Source organism: Mycobacterium sp. (assembly GCF_004298145.1).
Taxonomy (GTDB): domain Bacteria; phylum Actinomycetota; class Actinomycetes; order Mycobacteriales; family Mycobacteriaceae; genus Mycobacterium.
Genome location: NZ_SCRH01000046.1, coordinates 19,416 through 37,698, shown reverse-complemented (window position 1 = coordinate 37,698; position 18,283 = coordinate 19,416). Strand labels below are relative to the sequence as shown.

Here is an 18,283-nt window from a genome sequence, read left to right as displayed (position 1 = left end):
CATGGTCAAAGCCGCGGGTTCACACTCGACGAGAGTGCGGTCCACCTAATGGGTTGCTAAACCGGGTCGAATTTGGTGATCAGCCACTTGCCGTTGACTCGGGTCAAGCTCACCAGCACGCTGCTGGCCGCCATCGCGGGGTCGGGGTTGTCCTTGCTCATCGTGCTCTGGTCGACCAGCACCAGCACGACGGCCGAATCCGGATGTAATTCCTGAACCGCGGCCCCCAACACCCGAGCGGCGGTTTTCAGGGACTTTTGTTTGGCCGCCGGAGCTACGATTTGCTCGGTGAACTGGTTGTAGTACGACAGGAAATCTCCGGAGAGGTGCGACTTTGCGGCGGCGAAGTCTTTGTCGAGTGACTCGGGTGAGTAGGACAGAATCGCGACCGTTCCTTCGGACGCCGAATTGACGACCGCGCTCGCGACGCCGGCGTCGGTTTGCTTATCCGGCCGGTACTGCGTGAAGTACAACCACGTCGCAGCGCCACCGGAAATCAGCAGGAGCACAACCAGAATCACCGGAACGGGTTTCACCTTGCGCCAAGCGCGCGGCACGCTACGTCCACTGCGTTCGGTCTGCTCGGGAGAGTCGCCGCCGGCGTCGATGCCGCGGTTGTCCTCACTCATGGAACGAACTCCAATTTGGACATCTTGTATTGCCCGCCGTCGTTTGTGACGGTCACCTTGAGCCGCCAATTGCGTGGTTCATCTTTGGCGCCCGCGACGTTGGTGATCCGCGATGTCGCCGCGACGAGTACCAACGCGGAATTCGCGTCCATGGATTGCACCGCCGCCGCATTCACGGTTCCCTGGGTAACGACTTTGGACTGCTCGACGACGGTGGTGAAATCTTTTGCGCGCTGCGTAAAGTCGTCCCTGAACTGCCCGGTGGAGCTGTCGATCACCCGCTGGACGTCTTCCTTGGCCTTGTTGAAGTCCAAGGACGTCATGTTGACGACACCTTGTCGGGCTCCCGCGATGAAGTTCGCGGCGCGCTGGTTGCGCTCGGTGGTTTCGTGATGTTGCCAGACCATGTATCCGCTGGCCCCGATGAAGGCGCAGATGAGGATGATGACGGCCGCTTTCCACGTGACCGACAATGGCGGCAACGGCACGCGTCGCCGAGAGCGGGCCGGCGTGCATTCCGGTTCCGCGTCTGCGGGGGTTTCTTCGGTGGCTTCGTCCTCGGTCTCTGTTTCGTCGGTGTCGGTTGCCTCGACGGTGTCCGGGGCTTCGTCGGTGATCTCGGCCGCGGCCGCGGCCTCTGTCTCAGCCTGGGCCTGCGTTTCCCGCCGGAGCCGGGCGGCACGGGCGCGGGCGCGCGCCGCGGCGGCCAACGCTTCGGCTTCGGCTGCTTCGGCCTCGGCTTCCTCGAGCAACGCCTCCGCGTCGGCTTTCGAGGTGGCCGAATCTTGCGGCGGCTTCTCCGCCTCAGGCATCGTGCTTGCCGCCCGTCGGCCTCATGATCGGCTGACTCCTGTACGTCTCACGCGGCTACCATCGCACGAGCGAGAACGGGTAAGTGTTGGTGCCCCCCGGTGCGCCACCGCAGCCCGTGTCGAATGTTGAGTCGACGTGACCCGCCAGTGTCACCGCATCCCACGAGTAAACGTCATGCGAGGGAAGGAACTGGACCACGCAGCGCACACCGTCGGGTACATCAACGACCATGGTGTAGCGGCCGTTGGACAGGTGAGCGTCTTCCTTCCAGGGCGCCGCTTGCCCGTTGGGTTGCGGAACCCCTTGGACGGTCAGGCATTCCGGCCCTCGGTCATATCTGCACGGTCGGATCGCCCAAATCCAGCTGTGGCCGGGATCCCGGCTTGTGTCCACCCTGTAGTTGCCAATCTGTACGTCCGCGCGGGCGGTCGGCGTCAGCGTCAGCGCGGCCGAGGCAAGCGCCAGGCCCAGTGCGAAAGTCTTCACCGATGCGTCTCCCATCTCTGCACACGTGCGGCTGGCCCGAATATAAGGCGCTCGCACGTTGAACAGGCCTACTTGGAAAAACTGCGGCAGTCAATGACTGGTTCGTCCGGACCTGCCTAGTCGATGACCGCGGTCTCCTTACGTTCGGTGATCGGTCTCGCGAGCTCTTGTTCATCGCAGATGCGTTGCAGCTTCTCCAGCGTCTCGTCCAGGCCGGCTCCGACCCTGCGGCCGGGCGTGAAGGTGGCCGGCAGCTTGCGCATGCCCTGGATGACACCGATCGTCTCGTAGTGGACGGTCCCCTCGGGATCGCACTTGTAGTCGGGCATCCGGTCGAGCACCGCGGTGAGCATGGATTTGAACACGGTGCGTGCCACATTGGATCCGATGCAGCGGTGGATGCCCAGACCAAAGCTGAAGTGCCGGTTGCCCTTGCGGTCGAGGACGATCTTGTCCGGGTCGGTGAACACCGCCGGGTCGCGGTTGGCCATCGCCCACGAAATCCACAGCCGCTCACCCTCTTTGAACTGTGTGCCGTCGAGCTCGGTGTCGTCGGCGAAGGTCCGACCATCGCCGGCCGCCGGGGTGAAGTAGCGCAGGAACTCCTCGGTGGCGGGGTCGAGCAGAGTCTTGCGCTCATTGCTGAGCAGCTGCCGTTGATCGGGATGCTCCGAAAGCCATTCCAGCGAGTGGGCGGTCAGGGCGGTCGTGGTGTCAAATCCGCCGCCGATGACCAGTCCGAGGTTCCCCAGGATTTCCAGGTCCGGGGCGGGCTCGCCGTCGATGCGCATCTCGAGCAGGCCGTTGACGATTCCGGGCCGCGGGTTTTCGCGGATCTCGATCATGTTGTTGACCATGTCGAGCCCCATCTCCCGGTGCATCGCGGTGACCCGCTCGATATCGGGGGAGTGCTCGGGCGTGTACACCGCGGCGTGCACCGGCTCGCTGTACATATTCCACTTCTTCAGCGGGACGCCCAGCATGGCCAGCGTGAAGACGGCGGGCACGATATTGGCCAGGTCGTCGACGAAGTCGATGCGGCCATCCTCGATCTTCTCGTCGAGGCAGGCGCGCGTCACGTCGTCGATGAACGGCTCCCAGCGTTTGATCGCGGCCGGCGACAAATAGGGGTTGAGCACGGTTCGGTAGATGCGGTGGTCGGGGTCGTCCATTTCCAGGATGCCGCCGCGTACCGCGCTGACGCGTTTGGCCGTGGGGATCGAAATACCTTTGTAGCCGCGGCGTTCTCCGTGGATGTCGTGATCGTTGGAGACAACGGGACAGCGGGCCAGCTCGAAGACCTCGTGGCTCCCGGCCGCAACCCAGTGGCCGCCGTAGGTTTCCGTCCAGGCGACGGGGCACTTGGCATGCATCTCGTCGGTGATCGTTTTGAACTGCGACCGGTACTCGGAGGAATGCCGATCAAAGTGATAGGAGTTCTTCTTACGGTCGCCGTCATTGACGACATCGTCGACACTCAACGCTCTGTCTCCCTATGTGTTTCGGTAGCTAAGGACCCGTGCCGGCTCAGGCGTCGTCGGTGATCATGATCGCCTGCTCCGGGCAGGACCGCGCGGCTTCGCGAACCTGGTCCTCCCGATCGACGGGCACCACTTCGTCGATTGCCGACGAGGTACCGTCGATATCGCTGAGCTGAAAAGATTCCGGAGCGATCATCGCGCACAGGGTATGGCCCTGGCATCGTTCTGGATCCACCCAGACCTTCACGAGGCTGTCTCCTCTCACCTGATTCTCAGGGCTGACGTTGTAGCGGTTTTCAATTGTGGTAGTCGTACCACTTCAGGTAGCCACCGGCGTCGACGCGCAACTGCATGCCGGTCACGTACCTGGCTTCATCGGAGGCCAACCACAGCACGGCGTTGCTGATGTCCTCCGGTTCGACGAAGGGGATCTTCATCGCCTGTTGCACACCGAAAACCGGCTCGGCATCGGCCCGTGTTGGGCGTTCGAGATCCGGCCGGAACGACCGATACATCGGCTCGCTCTGCAGCATCGGGGTGTTGGTGTTCGTCGGGTGGATGACGTTGGCACGAATCCCCAACGGGGCCAGCTCGGTTGCCAGGTCATGCACGTAGTGGGCGATCGCGCGTTTTGAATGAACGTAGGCCGTTCCGCCGGGATCGTTACCCGGAACGTCTTTCTTGCTGGTATCCATCAGCGCCGCAGTGGATCCGGTGGCGATGATCGAGGCGCCCGCGCCCAGGTGGGGCAGTGCGACCTGAATGGCGTTGATGGTGCCCATCAGGTTGGTATTGATCACGTCGCACCAGGCCTGTAGTGGCGGTTGGCCTTTCATGCCGGCGATACCGGCCTGCGCGACGACGACGTCGAGCTTGCCGAATTCGGCGAGTCCGCTGTCCAGCGCGGCGCTCAGCTGTGCGGCCTCGCGCACGTCGGCCTGGGCTACCACCACGGTTTGGCCGGTCTTCTCGACCAGCCGGGCGGTCTCGTCGAGATCCTCGGGCGCGGCCATCGCATACCCGATGGTGTCGATGTCGCAGCAGAGGTCGACGGCAATGATGTCGGCGCCTTCCTCGGCCAGCCGGACCGCATGACTACGGCCCTGACCGCGTGCGGCTCCGGTGACCAAGGCGACTTTCCCGTTGACGCGCCCCTGTCCGCGGTCTCCCACCGCTTCTCCTTCCCGTTGGTTGCCGCGCACTGCTCAGGTGTTGCGGCCGCCGTTGACGCCCAGGATCTGACCGGTGATGTAGCCGGCTTCCTCGGACACCAGAAACGCGCATGCCGCCGCGATGTCCTCGGGCGTGCCGATGCGGCGCACCGGGGTCCGGGCGATGGTCTCGTCGATGTCGCCGAGGAACCCGTTCTTCTCGGCGGCGCGCAGCATCGGGGTGTCGATGAAGCCCGGCGGCACGGCGTTGACGGTGATGCCCTTGGGCCCGTACTCGAGGGCCAGCGACTTCGTCAGGCCGTTGACCGCCGACTTGGCCGCCACGTAGTGACTCATGTACGGCGCGCCGGAATGCGTGCTCGACGAAGAGATATTGACGATGCGTCCCCACCCGGCCTCGATCATGTCGGGCAGCACCGCCTGGACGGTGTGGAAGACGCCGTTGAGGTTGACGTCGATCACCCGCCGCCAGTCCTCGAAGGTGATGTTGTGGAACTTCTTGAAGCCGTCCAGGCCGGCGGCGTTGACCAGAACCGTCACCGGCCCGAGCTGGGCGCGGATGGCCGACAGTGCGGCATCCACCTGCGACCGGTCGGTCACGTCGGCGGTGAAGGTGAAATCGGTGTCCGACGGCCGCACGTCGATGGTGGCCACGTTCAGGCCGTCGGCGCGTAGGCGCTGCACGACGGCCAGGCCGATGCCGGATCCGCCACCGGTGACCACCGCAGTCTTCATCTTGAGGCCTCTACTCCGACGGGGGCCATTTCAGCCACAAAGAATCTCCCTTACAATTATGAGAACCTTACTCTCCGCGCGGAGCGGCGTGCAACATGCCCGCGAAACCGTGTTCGGCCTGCGTCGAGAGGTCCAGCACGGTACAGTCTGGCCAATTCCGTCCCTGGTCAGCACCTCGATCTCATTCCTGAGACTTTCTTGAATTATCGAAACTCGAATGTAAGATTCGCCGGGGAAGAGAATGAAATTATCGTGACCGTCACCACACTAGGGAGTACCGGCATGCCTGCCCAGGACACGGCAGAACCCGCCACTGGGTCCGCGGCGACCATCGCGGATGCCGCGCCTGAGTCGGGCCCAGAGCCAGGCGGAGACCACCGTCTGTTGATCGACGGCCGGCTCGTCGCCGCGGACAGGACATTCCCCTCCATCAACCCCGCGACGGGCGCTGTCATCGGGCAGGCTCCGGATGCCGGGGCCGAGGAGGCCCAAACGGCGATCGCGGCCGCCCGGCGTGCGTTCGACACCACCCGCTGGCCCACCGATGTCGAGTTGCGCATCCGCTGCCTCGATCAGCTGCATCGGGCACTCGTCGACCACGCCGACGAGTTGCGTGAGCTCACCATCGCTGAAGTCGGCGCCACCCGCGCGCTGACCCAGGGTGCTCAGCTCGACGAGCCGATCGGCATCGTGCGTTTCTACGCGGACCTGTTGCGTAGCTATCAGTTCTCCGAAGACCTGGGCGACAGGGAATCGCGGGGCATGCGCCACCACCGCTGGGTGGAAAAGGAAGCCGCCGGGGTGGTGGGCGCCATCATCGCCTACAACTATCCGAATCAGCTCGCGCTGGCCAAGCTGGCGCCGGCGCTGGCCGCGGGATGCACGGTGGTGCTCAAAGGCGCACCGGACACGCCACTGGTCACCTTGGCGCTCGGCGAGCTGATCGCCAACCACACCGACATTCCCGCCGGCGTGGTCAACGTGCTCAGTTCGTCGGATCCCGCGTCGGGCGTCGCGCTGACCACCAGCCCGGACGTCGACGTCATCACCTTCACCGGATCGACCCAGGTCGGGCGCAAGATCATGGCCGCCGCCAGCGAGACGATCAAGCGCGTCTTTCTGGAGTTGGGCGGCAAGTCGGCGGCGATCATGCTCGACGACGCCGACTTCGCCACCGCGGCGGTGTTCGCGGCCTTCAGCATGGTCACCCACGCGGGCCAGGGATGTGCGCTCACCTCCCGGCTCCTGGTGCCCAGATCGCACCACGACGAAATCGTCGAGCTGATCGCGCAGAACTTCGCCAAGGTGAGCCACGGCGACCCGGCCGATCCCAAGACCTACATGGGGCCGCTGATCAACGAACGGCAGCGGGACAAAGTCGACGGCATGGTCCAGCGCGCCGTGGCCGCCGGGGCAACCCTGGTCACCGGTGGCACGCGGCTCGATCCCGGCTACTTCTATGCGCCGACACTGCTGACCGACGTCGATCCGGACAGCGAGATCGCGCAGGAGGAGATCTTCGGGCCGGTGCTCGTGGTGATCGCGTTCGACGATGACGACGATGCGGTGCGCATCGCCAACAACTCGATCTATGGACTGGCGGGTGCGGTGTTCAGTCGCGACCAGGAGCGGGCGCTGGCAGTGGCGCGCCGGATCCGGACCGGATCGTTTTCGATCAACGGCGGCAACTACTTCGGCGCCGACAGCCCGTTCGGGGGCTTCAAGCAGTCGGGCGTCGGCCGCGAGATGGGGGTGGCCGGCTTGGAAGAGTTCCTGGAGCGCAAGACCTTTGCCGTTCCCGCGGTGCCGGCCAAGGGGGCCGGCGCGTGAGGCCGCTCGAGGGTATCCGGGTCCTGGAAGTCGCCATGTACGGGTTCGTCCCGTCGGCGGGCGCGGTCCTTGCCGAATGGGGCGCCGACGTGGTCAAGGTCGAGCACGCGGTGACCGGCGATCCGCAGCGCGGGCTCCGGCAGACCGGGATGTTGCGTGTCGAAGGCGATCCCAACCCCAACATCGAGCACGCCAACCGCGGCAAGCGCAGCATCGGGCTGGACATGTCGGTGCCCGAGGGCAAGGAAGTGCTCTACGAGCTGGCCCGCCGCGCCGATGTGTTCCTCACCAGCTTCCTTCCCGCTCATCGGAAGAAGTTCGGCATCGACGTCGACGACATCCGTACGGTCAATCCCAACATCGTCTACGCCCGCGGCAGTGCGCTCGGCCCGCGTGGCACCGAGTCGGAAAAAGGCGGCTACGACATGACCGCGTTCTGGTGCCGCGCCGGAACCGCGGCGACCATCACTCCCGCCGGGATGCCGGGGATGATCGCTCCGCCCGGCCCCGCCTACGGCGACACCATCTCGGGCACCAACCTCGCCGGCGGCATCGCGGCGGCGCTGCTCAAACGTGAACGCACCGGCGAACCGTCCGTCGTCGATGTGTCGCTGCTGGGCAGCGGCCTGTGGTCGATGGGGCACACCGTCGCGCTGACGAAGCACCTGGGCCAGCGGCTGGAAGCGCCGCCGCCCGGCGTGCACGGCGCCCCCAACAACCCGTTGGTGGGGCTGTACACGACATCCGACGGGCGCTACATCTCCTTTGTGATGATGCAGCCCACCAAGTTCTGGGCTGACGTATGCCAACATGTCGACCTGCCGGAACTGGCCGACGATCCGCGCTTCGCCACGGTGGAGAAGATCGCCGCCAACACAGCGGATGCGGTGGAACTTCTGACCAAGGCCATCGCAACCCGCACGCTGGCCGAGTGGAGCGAACGCTTCGCCACGCTCTCCGGTCCGTGGGCGCCCGTGCAGGACACCCTGCAAGCCGTCGACGACGCGCAGGTTCGCTCGAACGAGTACATGGTGCAAGCGGGTGAACTCGAGTTGGTTGCCAACCCGGTTCAGTTCGACGTCGCAGCGCCACAGACCGGGCCCGCCCCCGGGTTCGCCGAGCAGACCGACGAAATCCTGATGGAACTCGGACTCGATTGGGACCGCATCATCGAGCTCAAGACGGCCGGCGCCGTCACCTAGAACTGGAGCCGCCTGTAATGTCTCAGCCCGCCAACAAAAGTGACGCTGCCTGCCCGCGCGCAGCGGTCAGAGGTTGTCCGATAACGGTTCTGCGTTTTTGCTCCACCTGGACTCGGCATGGGTCATAATCGCCGGACGCTTCAAGACGCGGAGCTCTCTGTTTTGAGGTGTCAACTCACGCGATTGAACGGAGGGACCGGCGTGTGGATCCGAAGCATTGCCACGCCGGCGCGAGACGCCGAATCTCGGCTGTCCGCTGGGCCTTTCGTGCTCGGCAGCGTCCACGCGGGACGGTTGGTTGAGCCAAATTTACCTCAGCCGGTGCGCAACAACAAGACTGTCGGTCTCGTAGCGCGGGAAGGGGCTGGCGTCGATGGCGACTAAGGGAGCAGACCACTGGTCAGCGGGATTGCCGCAGCTGAAACTGAAATGGGACATCTCGGGGCCCATGCACGCCGTCGGAGCCTTGTTCGCCATGTCGGCCGATGCGGTCAAGTTCTTGTTTCGCCGGCCGTTCCAGTGGCGGGAGTTCTTAGAGCAGTCCTGGTTTGTCGCGCGGGTGGCGTTGGCTCCCACCTTGTTGGTAGCGATCCCGTTTACGGTCCTGGTCAGCTTCACTCTCAACATCCTCTTGCGCGAACTGGGCGCGGCGGATCTATCCGGTGCGGGTGCCGCGTTCGGTGCAGTCACTCAGCTCGGACCGCTGGTGACGGTTTTGATCGTGGCAGGCGCGGGTGCTACGGCCATGTGTGCGGATCTGGGGTCGCGAACAATTCGCGAAGAAATCGACGCGATGGAAGTGCTGGGCATCAACCCGGTGCAACGGTTGGTCACGCCGCGCATGCTGGCTTCTGGATTGGTCGCCTTTTTGCTCAACAGCCTCGTTGTCATTATCGGCGTCCTTGGCGGCTACGTCTTTTCGGTATTTGTGCAAGACGTCAATCCTGGCGCATTCGCCGCGGGTATCACCTTGCTCACCGGCGTGCCAGAGGTGGTCATTTCGTGCGTCAAGGCAGCGCTTTTCGGCCTCATTGCCGGATTGGTCGCATGCTATCGGGGCCTGTCGATCACCGGCGGTGGCGCTAAGGCCGTTGGCAATGCGGTGAACGAAACGGTGGTTTACGCCTTCATGTCCCTGTTCGTCGTCAACGTGGTGGTCACCGCGATCGGCATCAAGATGACGGCGAAGTAGGGCTGCAATGGCGCTGAGGGCCGTATATCCGCGATTGACCCGCCAATTCGAGAGGCCGGTCGCCTTAATGGGGCGGATCGGCGATCACACCCTGTTTTATGGCAAAGCCCTCGCCGGGGTGCCCTTCGCAGCTACCCACTACACGCGCGAAGTCGTTCGACTGATTGCCGAAATCAGCATGGGCGCGGGCACTTTGGCGATGATCGGCGGAACCGTTGTGATCGTCGGCTTCCTGACGCTCGCGGCGGGCGGCACACTGGCCATTCAGGGCTACACCTCGCTGGGCAACATCGGCATCGAGGCGCTGACGGGCTTTTTGGCCGCGTTCATCAATGTGCGTATCGCGGCACCCGTGGTCGCCGGGATCGGTTTGGCGGCCACCTTCGGCGCCGGGGTGACCGCTCAGCTGGGTGCCATGCGGATCAACGAAGAAGTCGATGCCTTGGAGAGCATGGCCATTCGCCCGGTTGCCTATTTGGTGAGCACCAGGATCCTGGCGGGCATGATGGCGATCACGCCGTTGTACAGCATCGCCGTGATCCTGTCGTTCGTGGCCAGTCAGTTCACCACGACGTTCTTGCTCGGCCAGTCGCAGGGTTTGTACCAGCACTACTTCAATACATTCCTGAACCCGATCGACTTGTTGTGGTCGTTCCTGCAGGCCATCCTGATGGCGCTCACCATCCTGCTGATCCACACTTACTACGGTTATTTCGCTTCGGGCGGGCCGGCCGGTGTCGGCAACGCGACCGGCAACGCGGTGCGTACCTCGCTCATCGTCGTGGTGTCGGTAACGCTGTTGGTCTCGCTCTCTATTTACGGTTCGAACGGCAACTTCAACCTGTCCGGTTAGCAGAGGAGGTGGAACGGTAGTGACGCAGAGTGCGCCAGCGGGTCGGGGCGCGGTCGCCGGCCGACCCGCGCGCACCGGCCATGCGCGGCCGCCGGCCGGACGGAGTTACCTGCCACCCCTGCTCGGACTGGCCACGGTCCTCATCATCGGTTTGGTTTTCGCCGTGGCGGTTGGCTTGTTTCGGGGCTCCTTCACCGAAACCGTGCCGGTGACCGTGATCTCGCAACGGGCCGGCCTGGTGATGAACCCGGACGCCAAGGTCAAGATGCGCGGCGTGCAGGTGGGCAAGGTTGCCTCGATCGACGCGCTGCCCAACGGGCTGGCGGCGATTCACTTGGCGATGGACCCGTCGCAGTTGCACTTCATCCCCGGCAACGTGCTCGTCGACATCGCGTCATCGACGGTGTTCGGCGCCAAGTCCGTCCTGTTGGTAGAACCTGCCCAACCCTCGCCGCAGCGGTTACGCGGTGGCCAGACGCTGCAGGGTCAGCACGTCATGGTCGAAATCAACACGGTGTTCCAGCAACTGGTGTCGGTCCTGGCGCACATCGACCCGCCGAAGCTCAACGAGTCACTAGGCGCGCTGGCACAAGCGTTCAGTGGGCGGGGCGCACAACTCGGGCAGTCGCTGAGCGACTTGGATTCGTTTCTGGTCAGGCTGGAGCCGAGCCTTCCCGCGTTCAGACACGACCTCGCGGTCTTGCCGGCGGTGTCCAATGCCTACGCCGACGCGGCACCCGACCTGGTGAAGACCGCCGCCAACGCGACCCGGATCAGCAAGACGCTTGTCGATGAGCAGCACAACCTGGACGCATTGCTGATCAGCGCGATCGGCTTGGCCGACATCGGCAACGACGTCCTGTCGACCAACCGCGGACCGCTGACGAACGTGCTGCATCTGCTGGTGCCGACCACCGATCTGACCAACCAGTACGGCCCGGCGCTCACCTGCGGTTTCGGTGGGCTGATCAACATAGCCCACGGTCCGCCACTGTCGGAACCGAGCATCAACATATCGGCGAGTCTCACCTGGGGCGGCGAACGTTATCGGTACCCGACGAACCTGCCCAAGGTTGCTGCGACGGGCGGCCCGCAGTGCATGGGTCTGCCGACCCTGCGGTTCAACTCGAATCCGCCGCAATTCATCACCGATATCGGCGCCGACCCGGTGGGGTACGGAAACCCACAGTTGCTGATCAACTCCGATCTCCTCAAACAGCTGTTGTACGGACCGATCGCCGGCCCACCACGCAACTCCGCACAGGTCGGACAGCCCGGATGAGAACGCGCGCCACTCTGATCAAGTTCGCCATCTTTGCGGTGGTGATGGCGATGCTGACCGCCTTCCTGTTCTTCATTTTCGGCCAGTACCGGACGGGTGCGACGAACGGGTATTCGGCGGTGTTCACCGACGTGTCGCGTCTGAAGACGGGGCAGTCCGTGCGGGTCGCCGGGATCCGGGTGGGCACGATCGACAGCGTTTCGCTGCGGCCGGACAAGAAAGTTGTGGTGAAATTCGACGCCGACCGCAACGTCGTCCTCACCGAGGGCACCAGGGCGGCGGTCCGCTACCTGAACCTGGTGGGCGATCGCTACCTCGAGCTCGTCGATGGTCCCGGCTCGACCAAGCGCCTGCCGGCCGGCGGTCAGATTCCCGTCAACCGCACCGCGCCGGCCCTCGACCTCGATCTGCTGCTCGGCGGACTGAAACCCGTTACTCAGGGCCTGAATGCGCGCGATGTCAACGCCCTGACCTCAGGATTGTTGCAGGTCTTCCAGGGGCAGGGCGGGACTCTGGACTCGCTGTTCGCCAAGACCACGTCGTTTTCGAACGCCCTGGCCGACAATGATCAAACCGTGCAGCAACTGATCGACAACCTCAACATCGTGGTCGGCACGATCTCCAAGGACGGCACCAAGTTCTCCGGCGCAGTGGATCGCCTCGAGCGGCTCGTCAGCGGGTTGTCGGACGACCGCAACACCATCGGCTCCGCCATCGACGCCCTGGACAAGGGCACCGCCTCGCTGGCGGACCTGCTGAGCAGTGCGCGGCCGCCGCTGTCCGGCACCATAGAGCAGTTGAATCGGCTGGCGCCCATTCTCGATAACGACAAGGACCGCCTCGACGCCGCAATCCAGAAGGCGCCCAAGAACTATCGCAAGCTGGTCCGACTCGGCGTGAACGGCGCCACGATCCCCTACTACCTGTGCCAGTTGACGCTCCGCGGCACGGATCTTCAGGGCAAGACGGTGAGAGCTCCCATATTTAGGTCTGAAGCTGGAAGGTGCACGGAACCCTGATGCTCAAGTATCGCGGAGCTGGGCTCGTCAAGGCCGGACTCATCGGCGTCGTCCTGGCGGTGATGGTAATCCTGGTGGGCCTGTCGCCCGACAGGTTCATCTCGTGGGCGACGATGGTCAGGTACCAGGCGCTGTTCACGGAAGCCGGCGGCCTTGCGACGGGCAACCCCGTGGTGGTGTCGGGGATGAAGGTCGGCACGGTGTCGGATGTGAAGCTTCGCCACGGCGATGCTCTGGTGACCTTCGCGATGAAGGGCAACATCCTGCTCGGGTCGGAGACTTCCGCGCACATCCGCACCGGCACGCTGCTGGGCGAGCGGATGCTGACGGTGGAGTCCGCTGGCAGCGGCACGATGCATCCGATGGCTCTCATTCCCGTGTCGCGTACGTCTTCGCCTTACTCGCTGACGGAAGCGGTCAGCGACTTGACGAGCGACACTGCCGGAACGAACACCACGGCGCTGAATCAGTCGTTGGATACGCTGGCGGAGACGCTCGACCAGATCGCGCCCCAAATGGGGCCGGCGTTCGACGCACTCACCCGGTTGTCGCGAACCCTCAACAGCCGCAACAAGAACCTGGGCGAGCTGTTCAAGAGCGCCGGCGATGTGACCGGGGTTCTCTCCGAACGCAGCCAGCAGGTCAACAAGCTCATCCTCAACTCCGACGTTTTGCTCGAAGTGCTGGTGACGCGCCGGCAGGAGATCGTGGACCTGCTGGCCAACACATCCGCGGTGGCCAAGCAACTGACGGCGTTGGTGCACGAGAACGAAAGCAAATTGGCGCCGACGCTCGAAAGGCTGAATTCGGTGACCGCGGTGCTGGAAAAGAACCGCGACAACATCAGCAAAGCGCTGCCGGGTCTTGCCAAATTCGAGATCACGGTCGGTGAGGCTATCTCCAGCATGTACGCCTATTCGGCGTTCGTTCCGAACTTCCTTGCCCCGCAACTCTTCCAACCGATCCTCGACTACCTCTGGGGATTCCGCACCTTCGACCCGGCTCGCGGTCCGGGCTACCCTTCGCCGGTACCTCGGTCGCTGACTCCCTGGCCGTACAACGGTATTCCGGTATGCCCTGGCTGCACGTTGGGCGGCAGGGTCGGAGGATCGCAATGATTCGCCGCAACAGACTGAAGGCCGTGGTGGCGGTCGTCCTCGTCGGGCTCATGATTGCCGGCGCTGCCGTCCTCGTCCGCAACACGTTCTTCGGGCAGAAGACGATCACCGCCTATTTCACGACCGCCACCGCGATCTATCCCAATGACGAGGTGCGGGTATCGGGTGTCAAAGTCGGCAACATCAAGTCCATTCAGCCGCAGGGCACACAGGCCAAGATGACCCTCAAGGTCGACCACGACGTGCCGATTCCAGCGGACGCGAAGGCGGTCATCGTCGCCTCGAATCTGGTGTCTGCCCGCTACGTCCAGCTCTCGCCGGCGTATCGAGATAATGGGCCGGTCATGCGCGATGGTGCGGTCATCCCGGTCGAGCGGACCGCAGTGCCGGTCGAGTGGGACGAGGTCAAAACCCAGTTGATGCGGCTGGCAACGGATTTGGGACCCAAGAGTGGTGTATCGGGCACGTCGGTGGGCCGGTTCATCGACAGCGCCGCCAACGCGCTCGACGGCAACGGCGACAAGCTGCGCCAAACACTCGGCCAGCTGTCAGGGGTGGGCCGCATCCTCGCGAACGGTAGCGGCAACATCGTCGACATCATCAAAAACCTGCAGACCTTCGTCGGCGCGCTGCGCGACAGCAACGTCCAGATCGTGCAGTTCAACGACCGCCTGGCCACGCTCACCAGCGTGGTCAACGACAGTAAATCCAACCTGGACGCGGCGCTGACCGATCTGTCGACGGCGGTCGGCGAGGTGCAGCGCTTCATCGCCGGGACGCGCAACCAGACCAGCGAGCAGATTGCCAGGTTGGCCGATGTCACGCAGATCCTGGTCGATAAGCGCATGGCTCTGGAAAACATCCTGCACGGCGCGCCGAACGCGCTCGGCAACTTCTTCAACGACTACAACGCCGACACCGGAACGATCGTGGGGGGGTTCGGGATCATGAACTTCGCGAATCCCACGTTCTCGGGTCTGCTGCTTCCGGTACCCGTGCCGGGCTGCACGGCAGTCGGCGCTATCGAGAACATCACCGCGGTTGAATCGGGCAAGCTGTGCTCCCTGTTCCTCGGTCCCGGGTTGCGGGTGCTCAACTTCAACAATCTGCCGATTCCCATCAACATCTTCCTGCAGAAGTCGGTAGACCCATCCAAGATCCTCTACAGCGAACCGCGCCTGGCGCCCGGCGGCGGGGGCCCGAAACCGGGCCCGCCCGAGATCCCGCCCGCGATATCGGCCTTCACCGGCCTGCCCGGCGACCCGGTGGGACCGCCGGGGGCGGTGCCACCGGAGCGGATACCGGGTGCGGCGATGCCGTTGCCGCCCCCGCCGTCGACACCGATGCCACCACCGCCACCACCGGCGTCAAGCGTGTCGGACATGCTGCTGCCAGCCGAAGGGCCACAACAATGATCGCCAAGGTTGCGGCCCGGCGGGTGTTCGCTGTCGGCTGTTGCGTGGTGTTGACGTCGACGGGGTGCGCGTTCCACGGCCTGAATTCACTACCGTTGCCCGGCGCGGTCGGACGTGGGCCGGGCGCCAACATCTACCACGTCGAACTCCCGAATGTCGGTACGATGGAGTCGAATTCGCCGGTGATGATCGACGATGTCGTGGTCGGCAGTGTCGGTGCGATGAGAGTGCGGGGCTGGCACGCCGACGTCGAGATCTCGGTAAAGCGCGATGTCGTCGTCCCGGCCAACGTGGTAGCCACCGTCGGTCAGACCAGCTTGCTGGGGTCGATGCATGTGGAGCTCAACACGCCACTCGGCCAGCAGGGAAGCGGAAGGTTGCAGCCGGGCGCCACCATCCCGCTGAGTCGGTCATCGGCCTACCCGTCGACAGAGCAGACGCTGTCCTCGCTGGGAGCGGTCGTCAACGGTGGGGGATTGGGACAGATCGGGGAGATCATCCACAATTTCTCCGCCGCACTATCCGGGCGCGAGGGCGCCGTACGTGATCTGCTCACTCGCCTCGACACGTTCGTGGGAACACTGGACGATCAGCGGAACAACATCGTCGATTCCGTCCAGGCGCTGAACCGGCTTGCCGGCACATTCGCCGACCAACGCGACGTTCTCACCCAGGCGCTGCAGAAGATCCCGCCCGCGCTCGATGTGCTGATCAAGGAGCGGCCGCGCTTGACGGCTGCCCTGGACAAACTTCGCGTCTTCAGCAACACCGCCACCCGGTTGGTCAACGACTCCCAGGCCGACCTGGTGAAGAACTTGAAAAACTTGGAGCCGACCATCCGCGCGCTCGCCGACGTCGGGCCGGAGTTCGGCACGGCGCTCGCGGCGGGGTTCGTGTTCCCGTTCACCCAGAACTTCGTCGACCGGGCGATCCGAGGCGACTACTTCAACCTGCATGTCGATTTGGACCTGTCGATTCCGCGGCTCAAGCGAGGACTGATGTTGGGAACGCACTGGGGGCAGCTGGACCAGCCGCTGGTGCCGCTGCCCGGGGATCCGTATTACCTGCAGTACACACACGATCCGATGCACGACCCCGTGAGGCCACCGTGGGTCGATCCCAATGCGCTGCCGCTGCCCGCTCTGCCGCCGGGTACGGCACCGCCGCCCGGACCGGCATCGGCTTACGGCCCCCGACCCGGACCCCCGCCGGCTGCGGCGCCGGTGCCTGACGCGGGTCTTGGTCAAACACCGCCGCCCGCAGAGACGCCTCCGACTGGGGCGGGTGGATAGATGCTGACGCGCTTCGTTCGGATCCAGCTGGCGATTTTCACGGTCGTCGGCACCATCGGCGTGATCGCGATGGTCCTGTTCTACATCCAAGCGCCGACCCTGCTGGGCATCGGTCGAATGACGGTGACGCTGGAGCTGCCGGCCACCGGCGGCCTGTACCGTTTTTCCAACGTGACCTACCGGGGGGTTCAGCTCGGCAAGGTCACCTCGGTGGGTTTGACGCCGACCGGCGCGAAAGCGACGCTGTCGCTTAACACTTCACCGAAAGTCCCCGCGGACCTGACAGCGGAGGTGCTCAGTGTCTCCGCGGTGGGTGAACAGTACGTGGACTTGCGGCCCAAAACCGATTCGCCGCCCTACCTGCATGACGGTTCGGTCATCTCCGTGCGCGACACCACGATTCCGCAGCCGGTCGGGCCGATGCTCGATCAGGTCAATGCCTTGGTCCAGAGCATCCCGAAGACCAAACTCGGCCAATTGCTCGACGAATCCTTCCAGGGCTTCAACGGTTCCGGTTACGACCTGGGGTCACTGATCGATTCCTCACAGATACTGTCCAGAGACGCCAACGGCGTCGTCGATCGCACCCGAGCTCTCACCGAAGACACCGGGCCGCTGCTGGATACCCAGGCGCGCACCACCGATTCGATCAGGACGTGGGCGCGTAGCTTCGCCGGCATTTCGGATGTGTTGGTGGACAACGATTCCCACTTCCGCACCATCCTGCAAACCGGTCCCGACACTGCGAACGAAGCGTCGCGGCTTCTCGATCAGATCAAACCGACGCTGCCGGTGTTGCTCGCCAACCTGACCACCATCGGGCAGATCGGCGTCACCTACCACCCCTCCATCGAGCAGCTGCTGGTGTTGCTGCCGTCGGCGGTTGCTATCGAGCAGGCCGCCGCGGCGCCAAACCATCCCGAGGGTACGGCCCAAGGTGACTTCGCGCTCACGATCGACGATCCGCCTATTTGCACGGTCGGCTTCATGCCTCCCAACACGTGGCGGTCCCCGGATGACCTCACCGACATCGACACACCGGACGGGTTGTATTGCAAGCTCCCGCAGGATTCACCGCTCTCGGTTCGCGGTGCCCGCAACTATCCCTGTATGGGGCACCCGGGCAAGCGCGCGCCCACCGTCGAAATCTGCAACAGCGACAAGCCGTTCATGCCGCTGGCGATGCGCCAGCACGTCCTCGGTCCCTACCCGCTGGACCCGAACCTGCTAGCCCAGGGCGTTCCGCCCGATGACCGGGTTACGGTCAACGACAGGATCTTTGGTCCGGTCGAGGGAACGCCGCTGCCGCCGGGGGCGGTGCCGCGCGGCGCCCCTGCGGGGCCGCGGGGAGAAAATCCACCGCCGGGCACGGTTGGAGCCGCCGTTCCGCCGATGCCGGCCTCGGGTCCCTCGCTACCCATGTCGAGAATGTCGGCTGACCTTCCGCCCGTGGCGCCACTCGACGTCCCTGCACCGGGGGAACTTCCCGCACCACCACCACCCGCCCCCGCGCCGCCGGATCAGGTCAACGGTGCACAGCCGCAGGCTGCGCCAAGCTCGTTCGGAGGCAAGACATCTAAGCCCGCGCCGTCGGTCGTGGTGGCCAAGTACGATCCGCGCACCGGGCGTTATGTCGGGCCGGACGGGAAGCTGTACCAGCAGTCGGACCTCGTTGCCGCGAAAGCGCCCAAGACCTGGCAGGACATGCTTCCCACCTGACGCCGCCCCGCGACGGCGCGGGCCACGGTGCGGGGCGATAAAGCT

General features: G+C 64.5%; 17 protein-coding genes. 10 read left to right on the top strand and 7 right to left on the bottom strand.

Annotated features, from left to right (window positions below):
- Positions 1-56 precede the first annotated feature (56 nt).
- The 7 genes from EPN51_RS18860 to EPN51_RS18830 form a co-directional block, all read right to left on the bottom strand.
- Positions 57-629, bottom strand: coding sequence for a hypothetical protein (locus EPN51_RS18860; protein WP_293045310.1), 573 nt, complete (start codon positions 627-629; stop codon positions 57-59).
- Entirely contained in the window at positions 626-1,441 is an 816-nt protein-coding gene (locus EPN51_RS18855) for a hypothetical protein (protein ID WP_293045308.1), read from the bottom strand. The genes EPN51_RS18860 and EPN51_RS18855 overlap by 4 nt, the downstream gene beginning before the upstream one ends.
- 55 nt (positions 1,442-1,496) lie before the next feature.
- Complete coding sequence (locus tag EPN51_RS18850; protein ID WP_293045306.1) at positions 1,497-1,943, bottom strand: hypothetical protein; 447 nt, start codon at positions 1,941-1,943, stop codon at positions 1,497-1,499.
- A 101-nt stretch (positions 1,944-2,044) separates the two neighbouring features.
- A complete protein-coding gene (locus EPN51_RS18845; protein ID WP_293045304.1) occupies positions 2,045-3,409 on the bottom strand; it encodes a cytochrome P450 in 1,365 nt (454 codons plus the stop codon).
- A 46-nt stretch (positions 3,410-3,455) separates the two neighbouring features.
- A complete protein-coding gene (locus EPN51_RS18840; protein ID WP_293045302.1) occupies positions 3,456-3,656 on the bottom strand; it encodes a ferredoxin in 201 nt (66 codons plus the stop codon).
- Between the two features lie 49 nt (positions 3,657-3,705).
- Complete coding sequence (locus EPN51_RS18835) at positions 3,706-4,581, bottom strand: mycofactocin-coupled SDR family oxidoreductase (protein ID WP_293045300.1); 876 nt, start codon at positions 4,579-4,581, stop codon at positions 3,706-3,708.
- Between the two features lie 33 nt (positions 4,582-4,614).
- Positions 4,615-5,316 (bottom strand): SDR family NAD(P)-dependent oxidoreductase, encoded by a 702-nt coding sequence (locus EPN51_RS18830; RefSeq protein ID WP_293045298.1) that lies wholly within the window; start codon positions 5,314-5,316, stop codon positions 4,615-4,617.
- Positions 5,317-5,568: 252 nt separating this feature from the next.
- Here EPN51_RS18830 and EPN51_RS18825 point away from each other — a divergent pair, with 252 nt between their 5' ends.
- The 10 genes from EPN51_RS18825 to EPN51_RS18780 all read left to right on the top strand — a co-directional run bounded on the left by EPN51_RS18825 (position 5,569) and on the right by EPN51_RS18780 (position 18,238).
- Positions 5,569-7,146, top strand: coding sequence for an aldehyde dehydrogenase family protein (locus EPN51_RS18825; protein WP_293045296.1), 1,578 nt, complete (start codon positions 5,569-5,571; stop codon positions 7,144-7,146).
- Positions 7,143-8,348: a CoA transferase gene (locus tag EPN51_RS18820; protein ID WP_293045294.1), complete on the top strand. Its 1,206-nt coding sequence runs from the start codon at positions 7,143-7,145 to the stop codon at positions 8,346-8,348. The genes EPN51_RS18825 and EPN51_RS18820 overlap by 4 nt, the downstream gene beginning before the upstream one ends.
- A 373-nt stretch (positions 8,349-8,721) precedes the next feature.
- The gene (locus EPN51_RS18815; RefSeq protein WP_293045292.1) at positions 8,722-9,540 is read left to right on the top strand and encodes an ABC transporter permease; all 819 of its coding nucleotides are present in this window, start codon (positions 8,722-8,724) and stop codon (positions 9,538-9,540) included.
- Between the two features lie 7 nt (positions 9,541-9,547).
- Positions 9,548-10,393 (top strand): ABC transporter permease, encoded by an 846-nt coding sequence (locus tag EPN51_RS18810; RefSeq protein WP_293045290.1) that lies wholly within the window; start codon positions 9,548-9,550, stop codon positions 10,391-10,393.
- A 19-nt stretch (positions 10,394-10,412) separates the two neighbouring features.
- Positions 10,413-11,675, top strand: a complete 1,263-nt coding sequence (locus EPN51_RS18805; RefSeq protein ID WP_293045288.1) for an MCE family protein — start codon at positions 10,413-10,415, stop codon at positions 11,673-11,675.
- On the top strand, positions 11,672-12,694 hold the full coding sequence (locus EPN51_RS18800) for an MCE family protein (protein ID WP_293045286.1): 1,023 nt from the start codon (positions 11,672-11,674) through the stop codon (positions 12,692-12,694). Before EPN51_RS18805 ends, EPN51_RS18800 begins: the two co-directional genes overlap by 4 nt.
- Complete coding sequence (locus EPN51_RS18795; RefSeq protein WP_293045284.1) at positions 12,694-13,812, top strand: MCE family protein; 1,119 nt, start codon at positions 12,694-12,696, stop codon at positions 13,810-13,812. Before EPN51_RS18800 ends, EPN51_RS18795 begins: the two co-directional genes overlap by 1 nt.
- On the top strand, positions 13,809-15,227 hold the full coding sequence (locus tag EPN51_RS18790) for an MCE family protein (RefSeq protein WP_293045282.1): 1,419 nt from the start codon (positions 13,809-13,811) through the stop codon (positions 15,225-15,227). Before EPN51_RS18795 ends, EPN51_RS18790 begins: the two co-directional genes overlap by 4 nt.
- Positions 15,224-16,519: an MCE family protein gene (locus EPN51_RS18785; protein ID WP_293045280.1), complete on the top strand. Its 1,296-nt coding sequence runs from the start codon at positions 15,224-15,226 to the stop codon at positions 16,517-16,519. Before EPN51_RS18790 ends, EPN51_RS18785 begins: the two co-directional genes overlap by 4 nt.
- Entirely contained in the window at positions 16,520-18,238 is a 1,719-nt protein-coding gene (locus tag EPN51_RS18780) for an MlaD family protein (RefSeq protein ID WP_293045278.1), read from the top strand.
- The last annotated feature ends 45 nt before the right edge of the window (positions 18,239-18,283 follow it).

What these genes read in the sequence shown, in the direction of transcription:
- EPN51_RS18785 (WP_293045280.1), top strand. Translation starts at nt 15,224, where the DNA reads ATGATCGCCAAGGTTGCGGCCCGGCGGGTGTTCGCTGTCGGCTGTTGC.
- EPN51_RS18780 (WP_293045278.1), top strand. Translation starts at nt 16,520, where the DNA reads ATGCTGACGCGCTTCGTTCGGATCCAGCTGGCGATTTTCACGGTCGTC.
- EPN51_RS18795 (WP_293045284.1), top strand. Translation starts at nt 12,694, where the DNA reads ATGCTCAAGTATCGCGGAGCTGGGCTCGTCAAGGCCGGACTCATCGGC.
- EPN51_RS18810 (WP_293045290.1), top strand. Translation starts at nt 9,548, where the DNA reads ATGGCGCTGAGGGCCGTATATCCGCGATTGACCCGCCAATTCGAGAGG.
- EPN51_RS18855 (WP_293045308.1), bottom strand. Translation starts at nt 1,441, where the DNA reads ATGCCTGAGGCGGAGAAGCCGCCGCAAGATTCGGCCACCTCGAAAGCC.
- EPN51_RS18800 (WP_293045286.1), top strand. Translation starts at nt 11,672, where the DNA reads ATGAGAACGCGCGCCACTCTGATCAAGTTCGCCATCTTTGCGGTGGTG.
- EPN51_RS18860 (WP_293045310.1), bottom strand. Translation starts at nt 629, where the DNA reads ATGAGTGAGGACAACCGCGGCATCGACGCCGGCGGCGACTCTCCCGAG.
- EPN51_RS18850 (WP_293045306.1), bottom strand. Translation starts at nt 1,943, where the DNA reads ATGGGAGACGCATCGGTGAAGACTTTCGCACTGGGCCTGGCGCTTGCC.
- EPN51_RS18830 (WP_293045298.1), bottom strand. Translation starts at nt 5,316, where the DNA reads ATGAAGACTGCGGTGGTCACCGGTGGCGGATCCGGCATCGGCCTGGCC.
- EPN51_RS18790 (WP_293045282.1), top strand. Translation starts at nt 13,809, where the DNA reads ATGATTCGCCGCAACAGACTGAAGGCCGTGGTGGCGGTCGTCCTCGTC.
- EPN51_RS18815 (WP_293045292.1), top strand. Translation starts at nt 8,722, where the DNA reads ATGGCGACTAAGGGAGCAGACCACTGGTCAGCGGGATTGCCGCAGCTG.